The sequence below is a fragment of the Blautia sp. OF03-13 genome (genome assembly GCF_003460685.1).
In the GTDB taxonomy this organism is placed as follows: Bacteria; Bacillota; Clostridia; order Lachnospirales; family Lachnospiraceae; genus Fusicatenibacter; species Fusicatenibacter saccharivorans.
The window spans coordinates 1-15,676 of sequence record NZ_QTVR01000007.1 but is presented as its reverse complement, the minus strand read 5'-3'; the positions used below and the strand labels follow the sequence as shown (position 1 = coordinate 15,676).

Annotated in this window: 10 protein-coding genes, 1 tRNA gene and 1 rRNA gene; 1 reads left to right on the top strand and 11 read right to left on the bottom strand. The window is 50.8% G+C overall.

The features are described from left to right. Positions 1-144 precede the first annotated feature (144 nt). The 6 genes from DXA55_RS06735 to DXA55_RS06710 form a co-directional block, all read right to left on the bottom strand. A complete protein-coding gene (locus tag DXA55_RS06735) occupies positions 145-861 on the bottom strand; it encodes a GntR family transcriptional regulator (protein ID WP_022461968.1) in 717 nt (238 codons plus the stop codon). Positions 862-929: 68 nt separating this feature from the next. Next, complete coding sequence (locus tag DXA55_RS06730) at positions 930-1,817, bottom strand: ROK family protein (protein ID WP_117813556.1); 888 nt, start codon at positions 1,815-1,817, stop codon at positions 930-932. A gap of 275 nt (positions 1,818-2,092) precedes the next feature. Continuing rightward, positions 2,093-2,653 carry a hypothetical protein gene (locus DXA55_RS06725; RefSeq protein WP_117813462.1) on the bottom strand — a complete coding sequence of 187 codons (561 nt, stop codon included), beginning with the start codon at positions 2,651-2,653 and terminating at the stop codon, positions 2,093-2,095. A gap of 124 nt (positions 2,654-2,777) precedes the next feature. Further along, positions 2,778-3,479 (bottom strand): ATP-binding protein, encoded by a 702-nt coding sequence (locus DXA55_RS06720; protein WP_117509979.1) that lies wholly within the window; start codon positions 3,477-3,479, stop codon positions 2,778-2,780. A 107-nt stretch (positions 3,480-3,586) separates the two neighbouring features. Continuing rightward, positions 3,587-7,273, bottom strand: a complete 3,687-nt coding sequence (addA, locus tag DXA55_RS06715; protein WP_117813460.1) for a helicase-exonuclease AddAB subunit AddA — start codon at positions 7,271-7,273, stop codon at positions 3,587-3,589. A gap of 79 nt (positions 7,274-7,352) precedes the next feature. Then, positions 7,353-10,856, bottom strand: a complete 3,504-nt coding sequence (locus DXA55_RS06710; RefSeq protein WP_117804853.1) for a PD-(D/E)XK nuclease family protein — start codon at positions 10,854-10,856, stop codon at positions 7,353-7,355. A 208-nt stretch (positions 10,857-11,064) separates the two neighbouring features. Here DXA55_RS06710 and DXA55_RS06705 point away from each other — a divergent pair, with 208 nt between their 5' ends. Continuing rightward, entirely contained in the window at positions 11,065-11,538 is a 474-nt protein-coding gene (locus DXA55_RS06705) for a hypothetical protein (protein WP_022462423.1), read from the top strand. Positions 11,539-11,669: 131 nt separating this feature from the next. Here the strand turns inward: DXA55_RS06705 and DXA55_RS06700 are convergent, their stop codons facing one another. The 5 genes from DXA55_RS06700 to DXA55_RS06680 form a co-directional block, all read right to left on the bottom strand. Next, entirely contained in the window at positions 11,670-13,580 is a 1,911-nt protein-coding gene (locus tag DXA55_RS06700; protein WP_117804862.1) for an NAD(+) synthase, read from the bottom strand. An 89-nt stretch (positions 13,581-13,669) separates the two neighbouring features. After that, positions 13,670-14,545, bottom strand: a complete 876-nt coding sequence (gene hslO / locus DXA55_RS06695) for an Hsp33 family molecular chaperone HslO (RefSeq protein ID WP_022462421.1) — start codon at positions 14,543-14,545, stop codon at positions 13,670-13,672. 9 nt (positions 14,546-14,554) lie between these two features. After that, entirely contained in the window at positions 14,555-15,322 is a 768-nt protein-coding gene (locus DXA55_RS06690) for a class I SAM-dependent DNA methyltransferase (protein WP_022462420.1), read from the bottom strand. A 108-nt stretch (positions 15,323-15,430) separates the two neighbouring features. Next, a tRNA-Asn gene (locus DXA55_RS06685) sits at positions 15,431-15,502 on the bottom strand. Positions 15,503-15,584: 82 nt separating this feature from the next. After that, a 23S ribosomal RNA gene (locus DXA55_RS06680) occupies positions 15,585-15,676 on the bottom strand; the annotation flags it as partial.

Here is a 15,676-nt window from a genome sequence, read left to right as displayed (position 1 = left end):
TGGATTCTTTTCCTTTTCTTAATTTTTCTTCCATCCATTGGGTTGTTTCCTGCGCCGATCAGACCTATCATCTTTGTTTCAACGCTTTCGCATCTGGCGGATTTCGCACTTCTGTCCAGTTTTGTTTTTTTATATGTCATATGTTTACAGTTCCACCGTGTACTTATAACGATTTCCCGGATAATAGCAGATCGAATATTCAAAAACCTCGCCGCCCTTCCGAAATGTCTGCCGTGTCCGGATAAAAATAGGCATCTGCGCATCAATTTTCAGTGCTTTCTGCACCTCTTCCGATGGAAGTGCCGCCTCAAGCGTATCCCGGCCGGATTCAATATAGATTCCATGTTCCTCCCGCAGATACTGATACAGCGATTCCATGTATGGCTCCGGCTCTGTTGGCAGTTCGCAGATTTTTTTCAGATACGTAATGGTATAGACCATGGGTTTTCCCACAGCATTCCTCACACGTTTCAGGCAATAACATGGCTCCGTCAATGGAATCTGCAAACTTCTTGCTACCGTTTCCCCGGGACTTATCAGTTCCATCTTGCAGTATGTTGTCTGCATTTCGATGTGATGCTTTTTCATTTCTTCCGTGAAGCTGATGACACCTTCCATCTGCTCTTCGACTTTCTCGTAGACAACATCTGTTCCGATGCCGCGCCGTGCACGGGCGTAACCGCTCTGTACCAGATTCGTCATCGCCTGGCGTACTGTCACACGCGAAAGCTCGTACTTTTCCATCAGCTCTTTTTCTGTTGGCAGAAAATCTCCTTTTTTGTACGTGCCGCATTCGATCTGCTGTTTCAGAATCTGTTCCAGCTGCGCATACAGCGGCGGTGCTCCCGGATTTCTATCCATTTTTGCAGTTTCTCCTTCTTCTTTTCTCTCCATAGCATTGTATTTTTGTTTCTGAAAATATTTTTGCTCTATTGTGTTTTTTCAGGAAACTGTGACAACAGGCCTTCCATGGCACGGCCGGATGTTTCCGTTTCTATCTGAATCCGAATCTTTCTTTTCTCGCACTCTCTTTCCAGTTCTTTTCCAAACCAGGAAAAACTTTTTGCAATCTGTCCGCCCAGAAGCAGCAGATCCGGCTGATATTCCTCCAGCACAGGAAGAAGGCCAGCCGCCACATCTGCTCCAAATCTTCTCCAGACTTCTTCTGCCTCCATGTTTCCCGCTTTTACCAGACCATACAATTCTTTTCCACTCCACACTTTTCCTGTCACAGCCAGGCTAATCTGCTCCAGCCCGCGCACAGAAAGATAATCGTCCAAAATGGAATCTCCAAACGGCTGTTGATAAATCCATCCATTTTCCGGCACACCTTTTCCTGTTTTCACCGTTTTCCCGTTTTCTACAAAAGCCGACCCGGCGCCGGTTCCGATGCAGACGCACAGAATTTTATCCGCATCACGACAGTTTCCGTACCAGCTTTCTCCCAGTGCAAATGCTTCAATGTCATGTAAAAACAAAAATCGTGCTGATCCAAGTTCCGGCACGCGCGCCTTGATTTCTCTTTCCAGTGGAATCCCGTAAATGGCATCGTACTTATTCAGTCCCTGCATCCGGCTGATTCCATTTTCATAATCAAACGGACCCGGAATCGCCATCCCAACTCCGACAACACTTCCGTCTGCTTCTCTCATCAGTTCCCGGCAGATCTTTGCAAAATTGTCCAGAATCTTCTCTGTGCTCTTCTGCGCCTGTGCTGGAAATTTCCGGATTTTTGTTCTTACTCCATTTCTGTCCGACACACTTCCTTTGATTTCCGTTCCGCCAACATCCAGAAGGATATATTTTTTCTTCTCCATCCCGCTTCCGTCCCTTTTCATCTTTTCCCTGTATTCTTTCTGTTTATATGCCACTAGGATCTCATTTCTTTGTATTGGTTCTCCTGCCACCTTGTTATAATGTTATAACCTATTCATTTTTCTGTTGCAAGCGCCTGTCTGCAATTTTGTCTGCTTTTGCAAAACTTTGTGAAAACGCGATAATACGTTTTATGCACTTGGCGCAGAACGCAAAAAATCCCCTGTTTCCGGGGTTTTTTATACACTCCGGACAGAGGATTTTTCTTATTTTCTACTTATTTCAATACATTTTCCAATTTAACAAAAAGGTTATTCATCTCCTGCACCACGCTCTGCAGACTCTTTTCCCCGACATAGTTTCCAATCGCAAACAATGCCTTATACAAAAAATTAACCGCCCCCTGCAATTCTTCGTTTTGCTCTTTTGTTTCTTTCCGAAGCTGCTGCAGTTTTTCTGCCATCGGAAACAATTCCGCAAGAATCTGCTCTTTTCGTGCCCGATCCGACGGTTCATCTGTCTCCATTTCTTCGAGATCATAGTTATCTGTTCTGCCGCATTTTCCCTTGCACACTGCGCAATCCGGATTCAGACGGTTCTTTTCTGCCTCCACGCGTACAATCCAGGATTTCCCCTCTTCTTCCCTCAGCTCTTTTTCCGGATTTGCCGCACAAATTCCGCCAAGCAGAATCTCATGCGTGGCTTTGTCCGGGCGGTGACCATTGCTGTCACCGCTGGAAAACTCCTGCGATTCACCTTTTGCTGCTTCTCCTCTTCCATCTACCGACCGGGCCAGACCGATCAGCGCACCAAGAAGCTCCTTTTGTATCTTCGTCATACTTATTTTTCTAATACCTCTTACCGAGCTTTTCATTTTTTTCGTCTTACATATTCCACAAAGCAGAATGTACCAATTGTAAAAATACTTTTAAGGGCACACGCTAATTACTATATCTGATTTTCTACAAAATTTCCCCCTCCGTAGAAATCACCACGGTTTTCACCGGAATCTTCTTTCCACTCTCTTTCAGCGCCATCTTCACGGCACGCTCCATTCCTGCGCAGCACGGAACCTCCATGCGTGCAACCGTGATACTCTTAATATCATTCCGCATGAAAATCCGCGCAAGTTTCTCGGAATAATCGATATCGTCAAGTTTTGTACAGCCTACGAGAACGACATGATCCCGAATAAAATCCTGGTGGAAGTTTCCATACGCATACGCTGTACAATCCGCCGCAACGAGAAGGTCTGCTCCTGCAAACATCGAAGCCCGCTCCTGCACCAGCTTGATCTGCACCGGCCACTGGCGGAGCCGGGACGGAACTGCTGCAGAATTTTCCTGCGCATCTGCACGGTCAATCGCCCAGCTGTTTTCACCTGCTTTTCCTGCTCCGGTATTCTCCTGTCCGGCCGCCTCTTTTGCCTTCCGCTGGTTCTCTTTTACCGCCTCCTCATCATACGGCAGCGCCTCCCGCTCCACAAACGAAATCGCATCTGCCGGACAGACCGGCAGGCAGTCACCGAATCCGTCGCAGTAGTCATCCCGGATCAGCTTTGCCTTCCCGTCAACCATCGCAATCGCACTTTCATGACAGGCATGCGCACAAAGCCCGCATCCTGTACATCTGTCTTCCTCTATCTGAACAATTTTTCGAATCATCGCTGAATCTCCTTTTTTCTCTTTATTTCTCAATACCTGTTTGTTTCTCAACTATGATATCATACTTTATCCCTGTTTTGACAGTTGTTTTTTCTAGTAGTTTTTTCCTACAATACCAACTCTTCATCCAGTGCCAGCGAATAAATAATTTTCTCTTTCACTTTCTTCCCTGTCGTCCGCTCCAGTGCCTGCTGGTAATAGGCGAGCTGTTTTTCATACCGCTTTTTCAGCTCCCCGACTTCTTTCACACGGTCCGTTTTGTAGTCCACAAGAACAATCTCATCCCCCTCCGGGAACCATGCGTCAATGATTCCCTGCACGAGAATGGTTTCATCTTCCGGATAGGACGGATCTGCCTCACTTGCCGGAACGGACATCACAAACGGCTGCTCCCGTTTCAGGGTTTCATTCAAAAAGGCATTCCGCATCCGCATTCCAACCGGACTTTTTGCGAAAGCGAGGATTGATTTGAAATAAATGCATTCCGCTGCTTCTTTCGTCATCTTTCCTTCTGCAATCAATTCCTCCGTCTGTGCCATCAGCTCTGTGATGCTGTACGCTCTGCGGTAATCGAGACATTCCAGCAGGCGGTGGTACGCCGTTCCGCGGTCAGAGCCCGTCAGAGCCGCAACATGATCCTTTTTCAGAAAGCCCGGCACAATTGGTACGAGTTCTTCCTGCGCGAACAGCTCTTTTCCGATCTCGGATTCCTCCATCCCGGCCTTCTTCAGCTGTGAAACGGTAACCTTTACCGGAATCTGTTTTTCCTTCTCATACGGATACTGGTAGGCAAACCGCTCCTCCACAAGTTCCTTCAGCGCCGCTTCTCTCGGCGGCTGCTTCGGAATTTCCATGATTTTCTGCTCATTCACCGCGCGCTCCATCTGATGCAGCACCTCTCCCTCAACAAGTCCTGCCGGTGATACAAGGCGGATCGTTACCGGAATTTTCTCTGCATACAGCGGATTGTCCGCATTCCCTGCCAGACCGAATTGTTCATACAGCCCGTCGAAACACCGGTTTCTCGAAAATGCCGGCAAAATCCAGTCGAGATACCCGGATGCACTGCTCAATGTCTGATATGACAGCAGCTCCTCCTGCCGCCCCGCATGTGCCGCGCACTGCTTCACGCGGCTCTCCAGCTTCGACGCCATGCCCGTCATAATCAGCTTCTCCTTCGGGCGCGTCATGGCAACGTAAAGCACCCGCAGCTCCTCCGCCAGATTTTCCAGCTTCATGCTCTGCCGGATGATCTGCCGCGGCAGTGTCGCCTGACGGACGCGGTGCTCCGGATCGATCGCATCCGCGCCGATGCCCATCCGGGAATGGAGTACAAGCGCCGCACGGCTGTCCATCTGGTTAAACGATTTGCCCATGCCCGAGAGGAATACAACCGGGAATTCCAGTCCTTTACTCTTGTGAATACTCATGATACGCACCGTGTCTGCGCTCTCCCCGTAAATATTCACCTCGCCGAAATCGACTTCATACTTCTGAAGCTGCTCGATATAACGGATAAAGTTGAACAGTCCACGGTAACTCGTCGCCTCAAATTCCACCGCCTTTTCCACCAGCATCTCCAGATTTGCCCGCCGCTGCACACCACCCGGCATTGCAGATGCATAGCCGCCGTAGCCCGTCTCCTCGAGAATCTGTGTGATCAGCTCATGGATCGGCGTATACGGCACGCGGCTTCGCAGCGTTTCGAGCTGTGCAAGGAACCTCCTCAGCTTCTCCCGGAGTGCTTCATCATCCCCCATCGCCGCATATTTTCCACATGCCTCGTAAATTTTCACGTCTTTATCCACACAACGCACCGCTACAAGCTCCGTGTCTGTGCATCCGCAGATGGGGGAACGCAGAATGGCCGTAAATGGAATCTCCTGACATGGATTATCACACAGATGCAGATAATTCAGCACCGTAACAATTTCCTGCGTGGAAAAGTACCCTGTTTTTGATGTACTGTAAGCCGGAATTCCAGCCGCCTGGAGCACACGCGAAAACGTCTCCGACCAGCCGCTGACCGCACGGAGCAAAATGACGATATCCCGGTACTGGATTTTCCGGTATTCCCCGGTCTCCTTATCCACAACTTCCTCATTTCCAACCATTTCCCGGATGCGCGCCGCAACGGCAGCCGCCTCCGTTTCCATCTTCGTCTCGCGGGATTTATCATCTTCCAGCTCCGGCGCCTGGTCGTCCAGCAGCAGAAGCTCCGTTTCGTATGCCCTCTGCCACGGATCCGTATTTCCCTCTTCTTTCTTCGGGAACGCCGCACCCGCATGGAGGCTCGCCGCCTCATCATACGCAATGCCGCCAAGCTCCGGACTCATGAGCTTACGGAACACATAGTTCGCCCCTGCAAGCACCTCCGGCCGGCTTCGAAAGTTTTTATCGAGATCAATCCTCTGCTGGCTTTCTCCGTCTTTTTGATACGTGCGATATTTTTCCAGAAACAGCTCCGGCCGCGCCAGACGAAATCCGTAGATACTCTGCTTGATATCGCCGACCATAAACCGGTTCCACCTGCCGTCCTCCTCACCGGACACCGCAGAGAGCAGTGCCTCCTGGATAAAGTTGCTGTCCTGGTACTCATCGATCATAATTTCCCGGAATTGCTCCGACAGCTCCCGCGCCGCATCGGTCCGCACCAGGCAGCCGTCTTTTTGCTGCACGAGAATTTCAAGCGCAAAGTGTTCCAGATCGGCATAATCGAGAATATTTTTGCTCCGTTTTTTCTCCGCAAACGCTTTTGCAAACTGCTCCGTCAGATCAATCAGCACCCCGATGGGCTCCCGGCAGTCGGCAATCTCCTCCGCAATCGCAGCGCTGTCCTTCTCAAAGAACTGCTCTTTTAACTTCTGCAGCTCCTTTTTGCATGCATCGCGCTCCGCCTTTACCTGATCTTTCAGCGTTTCACTCACATCGTCTGCCTTTTTCCGCGAAAGTGCTTTAAACTTCATTCCGGCCATCGCGCGCACCAGTTCATCAAACGATTCTGTTTCCAGCAGTTCTTCCACCATCTGCTGGTCAGAAGCCAGCGCCTCATCATATAAATACGGTCCTCCAGAGCTTACTGCTGTTTTCCGGTTTTCCTGAATCCCTTCCAGAATACTCGAGAGCCGCTTTTTCGCCTCGCTCATCAGCTCCTGTACCCAGATACTCTCCTGCACTGCTTCCGGTGAATCCATCTGGTACGCCGCCCGGCACTCTTCGAGCCACTGCTCCGGCCACGGATAGCTCATGGAAAACTCATACAGTTTCAGCACAAGTGCATCGAGCCCGTCATCCTGCTTTCCCGCCGCGTAGCTCTCCACAAACCGTGTAAATGCAGACTCCTTTTCCGTAAAGCGTTCTTCCATGACCTTCTGGATCACATCGCTTTTCATCAGACGGATCTCCCCTTCATCCGCCATGCGGTACACCGGATCAAGATCGATCATCTGAAAATAATTTTTGATAACGTACGAACAGAATCCGTGAATCGTGCTGATCTGCGCATGGTGAAGCAGGGTCTGCTGCCTCTGCAGATGCTCATCCTCAGGATCTTCCTCGAGACTCTGCTGCAGCGCACGGCCGATTCGCTCTTTCATCTCACCTGCCGCTGCCCGCGTAAAAGTCACAACGAGCAGCTGGTCAACATCGATCGGACGCACAGGATCCTTTACCATCGCAAGGATCCGCTCTACCAGAACCGCCGTCTTTCCGGAACCTGCCGCCGCGCTGACCAGAAGATTCCGGTCTCTCGTATCAATGACTTTCTGCTGTTCCGCTGTCCATTTTACTGCCATTTATCTCTCCCTCTTCTTTCTGGCTGATTACTTTCTCATACATGGAAAACTGCATTTCTCTTTCCTTTCCGGAAGGCAGTCACTCCTTTTGATCACTTTGTGTTATCTCCTGCATCGCCTTCATCAGCAGTTCCGTGTCCATGCCCTTCAGTTTGCGGTACTCGTATCCCTGAATTTTCTGGTCAAAACCGCAGATTCCCTGATATTCACAGTACGCACACGCCGTCGCACCGTCCCGCTGATACGGGGAAATTTTTACATTGCCCGAAAAAATGCCCTCGCCGATCTCACGCACCTTCTTTCTGGTGTACGTACGGATCACATCAAACTGCTCCGGCGATGCTACTTTCGAATAGCTCGTATAACTTCCATCCTTCTTCTTTCCAACCGGAATCACATCGGATGTCGTTCCGTCCTCAAGCACGCGGTCGAGAAGCTCCACAACTTTCCGGTCCGCATTCACAAGACCGTCCATCCGCAGCGCTTTCAGCATCCGCCGGCCCCACGCCTCGTCGGTCTCATCCTCCTCCTGATCGAGCATCGGATCATCAATATGATAATAGAACACGCCCGCCGGCTCCACCTGCTTGCCGGGATGCTTTTTCTGCTCCAGTTCCACCGCCGCATCGAGATAAACAGCAAGCTGCAGCTGCAGTCCATAATAGAGCGCCACCAGGTCGAGCGACGTATTTCCCGTCTTGTAATCGATAATTTTCACATAGACCTTATCGTCCGTCTCGCAGAGATCCACGCGGTCAATCCGTCCGCGCAGACGCATTTTCTCATGCTCCGACAGATCGATGTTGATCGCCGACAGCGAGTCCTCCATCGAGAACGAAACCTCGAATTCCCCTGGCTCAAATTCTCCCTGCCGGATCTGCTGCTGCAGTGCCCAGACAGTTCGTTTCAGGATCCGCTTCACGCGGATAATGCGGTACTGATTCCGGCTTGAACTCTGAAAAATTGTGTTTCCATAGTCCGCCATCGTCTCCTCGACACACTCCTCAATCAGACGGTCACGCGTGTCATCGGTCACCGTCTTCCAGGTCTCACCGTTCTCCTGCAGTTTTTTCGAAAACTTCTCAAGCGCCTCATGCATGACCGTTCCCATATCCGCCGCTTTCAGCTCATACTGATCCCGCTCGCGGATCTGAAGGCCGAACTCCATAAAGTGGGCAAACGCACACGCCGCATACTTTTCCAGCCGCGTTGCACTGTTTTTTAACGTATCTCCGTACAGTGCCGATGCCGCACTCCTTCCGATTACGCCGTCCGCACACCGCAGAAACGCCGCTTTTCGATACGTCTCCGCCGGAATTCCAGCCTCCGGGTGCGCCGCATACCAGCGGTAAAGCTCCTCAAACAGCGGATCGATCTCTCCCTCCGCCGCTCTGCCAAGCTCCTCCAGAAACAGTGCCTCGCCGGAACGCGGCATTTCCAGTTTTTCCTCCGGTTTTTCCTCTTTTTCAATATCCCGCACTGGAATCTCCGGGAAGAGTTTTCGTATTTCGTTGATCAGATACGACGGATTCTGCGCCTCGCCGGACGCGCCCGCTTTCGCAAAGGAAAGGTACAGCCGCTCCGACGGTTTTGTCAGATTTCGGTAGAGATGGAATTTCTGCTGATACATCGTCTCCCGCGCCGTCGGGGACAGCTTCGCATCCGCCCGTTCCAGCTCCTCGCGGTCATATTCCGAGAGAATGCCGCCGCCCGCGTCGTGGCGCGGAATCAGCCCGTCATTCACGCCGACGAAAAACAGCACGCGGATGTCCTTCAGACGCGACCGTTCATTATCACCGATCAGTACCTGGTCCGCCGTCGGCGGAATAATACCGACAGATGCCTCCGCAAATCCCGCTTCCAGAATTTCCTGATACTCTGCCAGCGTCATCTTCTCATCGCCCAGCACCTCGACAATTTTGTCCAGCAGCTCCATGACAATGCCGTAAATCTGGCTGTATTCTTTTGCGAACGCCTCCTGTCCCTGCTGCTCAAACTGCTGCCGCCGCTCCTCGAGCTTTTGCTGCATCTGATTCTGCACTGCCAGTGCATACAGCGCCTCGGTCCGCTCCCGCACAGTGGCATCTTTCTTTTTCATCTGCTCCGCAAACGGCTGCACTTCGGCATAGAACTTCTCCCGCAGAAGATTGCGCTGCGGCACTTCATCCGGCTTGATGCCGCGGTAACCCCTCGTCCACGTCTCCCCATACGCTTTCAGCCCACGGATGCCAAGTGCCAGGACATAGTTTTCCATCGCATCTGTCTCCTCACGGTTCAGACTCGAAAGACCGCAGCGCAGATAGCGGAAGACACTCTCGTAGGAAAAGCTCTGCACGACCATCTCAATCGCCGCGCGCAGAAATTCGACGAACGGGTTCATCAGGACGGAATGTTTTTCATCAACGAAGTACGGAACACCGCATTTTTCAAAGATTTCCCGCGCATACGTACCGTAAACGGAGAGATCTCCGGTCAGAACGGCGAAATCCTGGTAGCGCATGCCCTCCTCGCGCACCATGCGGCGGATCAGACGCACCGTCTCTTCCAGCTCGGCACGCGGATTCGGCGCTACGCTGATATAGATTCCCTGCTGGTTCGCCTCGTGTCCTGCTGCCGGATTTCCCGTCTTTGCTTCCGTTCCTGATTCCGGTCTTTTTTCTATTCCATTTCCGGAAAATCCTCTCTTCCCATACCGGAACAGTCTCTGCTCCAGCTGATCCATCGTGCTTCCCGGCTGAAAACGGCCATGTCCCGAGCGTCTGACCCAGATTTCCGGCTCCACCGGGCACCCTGCTTCATCTGCCGCTTTCATGAGCTGCTGGACAAGCTGGCGGCTCATCGCAAAAAGCTGATGCGGAATCGCCTTTTTATACGGGTCCTCCCGCTCATCCATAATAATCGTCACATAAACCTTCGCACAGAGCCGGAACAGCTTTCCAAGCACACCGATCTGCACCGGCGTAAATCCGGTAAACCCATCCACCAGTACCTCACTGTTTTTAATCAGCTCCGATTCTTCCAGCTTTCCCGCCAGAACTTCCAGCACATCCTCCGCCGTCACGTAACGGTTTTCCAGATATTCCTCAAACGCACGGTAGATCACACCGGTGTCCTTCAGCTTTGCCGCCAGCAGCTTTTTCTCTCCCGTCTCTTCCGCCCACGTATCAAGCTCGGACGGCGCAATCTGATACTGCTTCAGCTCGGAAATCAGCGATTTCATCTGCGAAACCGCACCGGTTCTTTTTAACGTGCTGCCAAGAATTGTCAGCTCCTTTTTCTTTTCCTGCGCAACGCGCTTCACCACGAGGCTTTTTCCCGTCTCTTCAAGCACCGGATACAGGCTTCCTCCGGTCTCCTCAAAAATACGGTAGGCCAGACGTTGAAAACTTAAAATATCAATATTTAAAATTCCGCCCGCCGGATGCAGAGACACGAGTTCTTTCTGTGTCTGCATTGTAAACTGCTCCGGCACGACAATCAGATAATTTTTCTCCGGGTGGCGCGCCGCTTCCGCCAGGATTTTTTCATACGCATACCGCGATTTTCCGGCCCCCGAATTTCCCATAATAAACTGCAGACTCATACCTTGCTCCTCCTGTTCTGATCCATTTCTGCCCCAAAATAAACATAGCTACAGTATAGCAGACTCTTTTTTTTGATGCAATCAACCTGCTGTAGAACAACCTTCATAAAAACCATTCTTCCCACATACATTATAGTAAAAACGCCCGCCTGTTCCGCCCCCGCTTCCCGCCCCGCAGACGGCTTTTCAAAAAGGAGTGTGCCCGCCCATGAGTTCCAAAACGAAAATTGTTGTACTACATATGAAAGAAGTGGTTTACACCGCTGTTTTTCTTGCTCTCGCGCTGATTCTTCTCGTGGTGTTTCTGATCATGTTCTCCGGGAAGAAGGATTCTGCGAAAAAACCTTCTGTCACCACTGCTGCTTCCGCCGAAAATGCACGCTACATTCCCGGCATCTACACCTCCACGATCTCCCTCGGCGACCAGACCTTCGATGTGCAGGTCAATGTTGAGCAGGACCGCATCACCGCGATTTCACTGAATAACTTAAGTGAAACCACCGCCGCCATGTATCCGCTCATGGAGCCCGCGCTCGATTCCATCGCAAGCCAGATCTATGTGAATCAGACGACGGAAGGCCTCATCTACGGAGAGGACGACCGCTACACCTCCGAACTGCTCGTCTCCGCGATCAATCAGGCGCTCGAACAGGCTCAAAATCCTTCCTCCGCAGAATCCTGATCTTTCCATGCAAAAAGGCCTCGAAGCATTCTTCTGCTCCGAAGCCTTTTTTCTGTCGTGCATCTCAAAATTTGATTCCCTGCACCAATTTGGATTATCTTTGTTTCTTTCCGTATTTCCTGTTTTGTTTTTTACAGCTGGTCGAGTTCCTCTCTCCAGAGCTTCACGCACGCATCACTCGGCATACGCAGGTCGCCGCGCGGGGATACCGCAACGCTTCCGACCTTCGGGCCATCCGGCAGGCAGGAGCGTTTGAACTGCTGCGCGAAAAATCTCCAGTAGAACGTTTTCAGCCATTTTAAGATCGTCGCATCATCGTAGACACCGGCAAATGCAAGTTTTGCCACACGGTAAATCTTGAGCGGTTCGTACGTCACACGCAGCATATAGTATAAGAAGAAATCATGAAGCTCGTACGGTCCGACGAGATCTTCTGTTTTCTGAGAAATGACACCATCTTTCGGCGGCAGCAGTTCCGGGCTGACCGGCGTGTCGAGCACATCCAGAAGGATATCGGAAAGTGCTTTTTCCCCGCAGGTGTCCGCATAATACTGCACCAGATGGCGCACCAGGGTTTTCGGTACGGACGCATTGACGGCATACATCGACATATGGTCGCCATTGTACGTTGCCCAGCCAAGTGCCAGCTCGGAAAGATCACCCGTTCCGATAACCATACCGCCGGACTGGTTGGCAAGATCCATCAGAATCTGCGTTCTCTCACGCGCCTGTCCGTTTTCATACGTCACATCGTGTTTCTCCGGATTCTGTCCGATATCGCGGAAATGAAGATTGACTGCCTCCTTAATATCGATCTCTTTTAAGGTTGCGCCAAGACATCTTGTCAGCTCACAGGCATTCTGATACGTACGGTCCGTCGTCCCAAAGCACGGCATCGTCACAGACAGAATCTGCTTTCTCGGAATCCCAAGCAGATCAAATGCTCTTGCCGTTACGAGCAGCGCCAGCGTCGAATCAAGTCCGCCGGAAATACCGATGACTGCGCTCTGGCAATGGGTATGCGCCAGACGTTTTTTCAGTCCCATAGCCTGGATATTTAAAATTTCATCGCATCGCTGATCGCGGTTATGCTTGTCTGACGGTACGAACGGTCGCGGATCGAAGTAGCGGGTCAGCTTTGTCTCTTCTATTGCCAATGAAAATCGAACGACCTGATATCCATCGGTTCTCTGCTCCGGATACGTGGTCATCCTTCTGCGCTCACTTGTCAGACGATCCACGTCGAGATCTGCGCAAATGATCTGATTCTCAAATCGTTTTGCCTCGGCAAGAATGGTTCCGTTTTCAGCAATCAGATGCTGTCCGCCAAAGACAAGATCTGTCGTCGACTCGCCCTCGCCTGCTGTCGCGTATATATAGCCGCAGATCAGACGCGCCGACTGTGCGCTCACAAGGCTTCTCCGGTAACTGTCTTTTCCAACCATTTCATCACTGGCAGAAAGATTTACGACCACTGTCGCACCTGCAAGCGCATGCGCCACACTCGGCGGATTTGGAGTCCAGAGATCCTCACAGAGCTCTGCTGCAACTTTAAGACGCGGCATTTTTTCACACTGGAAGAGCAGATTCATGCCAAACGGAACCTCTTTTCCAAAAAATTCCGTTGTTGTCACCGCTTCTTTTCCCGGCGCAAAATGACGCAGCTCATAAAATTCATTATAGTTCGGCAGATACTTTTTCGGCACAACACCGAGAAGCTCTCCGTGACAAAGCGCAGCGGCTACATTGAACAGCTTTCCGCCCTGTTCCCACGGCAGTCCGACAAAAATCAGCGCATCGGTCTCTTTCGTGCCATCGGCAATTTCCTTTAATCCTTCTTTCGCCGCATCAATCATCTGACTCTGCCAGAATAAGTCACTACAGGTGTAGCCGGTAAGAGCCAGCTCCGGGAGCACCATCACCTTTGCTCCCTCGCCCTCCATTTTATGAATCGTTTCCAGAATGACTCTCGTATTTTCTCTGACATCCGCTACCACTACCGCACAGGAAGCGGCGGCAACTTTTACGAATCCCTGTTTCATCTCTTTCTTCCTCCACTATCTGGTTCCCTGTTACAGATTTTCTGCAAACAGAAGCTCTCACAGCCTCCGTTTCGCCTGAAACAGTACTGTTATTTGCTCTTACGCAATAATTCTTTCAGATCCTCGGTAGAAAATTCATAGGCGCTGTTGCAGAAATGGCATTTCAGCTCCACCGGTTTTGCTTCCTGAATCATCTCGTTCAGTTCTTTTCTTCCGACCGCTATCAGCGCTTTCGATACACGCTCACGGCTGCAGTTGCAGTAAAACTGGGTCGGCACGGTATCGTTGATCACAAGGTCCATGTCTCCAAGCAGTTTTTCAAGAATCTGCTCCGGAGTCAGGCCCTCGTCAAGGAATGCGGTAACGGAATTGACTTCTGCCAGACGCTGCTCCAGTTTTTCAATGACTTTCTCATCGCAGAACGGCATCAGCTGAATGATAAAGCCGCCGGCCTGACGGACGGTATTGTCTTTGTTCATCAGCACACCGAGTCCGACGCTGGACGGAACCTGCTCACTCGTTGCAAAATAGTAGGTCAGATCCTCTGCGATCTCACTCGTCTGCAGAACGCACTGTCCGACGTACGGCTCTTTCAGTCCCAGGTCTTTGATGACATCCATGAATCCGACGCCGACAGCACCTGCCACGTCAAGTTTTCCTTTTTTGTTGGCCGGAATCACGACGTCCGGGTTTCCGACGTAACCTTTTACATTTCCTTTGGAATCTGCTGTTACGGTAATGCCGTTCAGCGGTCCGCCGGCATGGATGCGCAGGGTCAGAAGGTCTTTATCTCCCTTCATCATAACGCCCATCATTGCACCTGCCGTCAGAAGGCGGCCCAGCGCTGCGGTTGCAACCGGGCTCGTGTTGTGATCCTGGCGTGCTGTCTCTACGGTTTCTCTTGTTGTCGCTGCAAACGCACGAATCTGTCCGTCTGCCGCTGTTGCTCTTACAATATAATCCATGTTTCTCTCCTATTTCTCACTTTTTCCTTTTTCTCTTGCTACGACATAAATACGTTCGCTCTCCGGTCTCGGCGCATCCTTTGTGAATGCATCGTAGGCCGTCACAAACTCCATGCCTGCCTCTTCCAATAAGCGGCGGATCGTCGCAAGATCGTACGCTCTCTGATAATGTACCTCCTCAAATTTACGGTACAGATCGGAATCTTCTCCCTCCGGGATGAAAATGGCAAGCTCATATTCGTTGATCTCTTCCTCCGGGTCATAGTAATTATCCCAGATGAAGCTTGCCTCTTCGCGGTTTTCCGCAATCGTAGTCTCACCCATCTGTTCATATTTATACTTGGTATTCAAATCAAAAATAAACATGCCCTTCGGATCCAGATAATTGTTGACGAGTGAGAAGACTTCCCGCAGATCGTCTTCCTCCAGAATATAGTTGATGGAATCGCAGATGCTCACAACCGCCTTCACGGTTCCGTAGAGCTCAAATTCCCGCATATCCTGAAGCAGATATAAAATGTTTAAGCCGGACTCGGCGCGTTTTTCACTGGCAATCTCGAGCATATCCTCAGAATTGTCCACGCCGATCATATCGTAGCCCTCTTTGGCGAGCAGCTCGGTCATGTTTCCCGTTCCACAGCCAAGATCGAGCACCAGTCCGTCTTCCACCTGATATTCTTTTAAAAGCTGAATCAGATATTTGCTCCAGGCAGGATAGTCCACGTTGTCCATGAACATGTCATATACCTGGGCAAAACTGGTATAACTTTCATTCATCTTTCTTTTCTCCTTCATCGTTTACAGTAGCTACGCCTTATTGTATCACATCACACAGGGCAACTCAATATACGAAAAGACCTGCAGGATCCCTGCAGGTCTCATTCACTCCCCGAGTTGGGCTCGAACCAACAACCCTTCGGTTAACAGCCGAATGCTCTACCATTGAGCTATCGAGGATTATTTAATTGAAGATATTTGATATACCTTCAAAACCGCATACACTACACATCTATCATTCCATCTTGTGAACACAACCATTCAGGTCAAGCCCTCGACCGATTAGTAACAGTCAGCTCCATGCCTTACGGCACTTCCACCCCTGCCCTATCTACCTCGTCGTCTTCAAGGGGT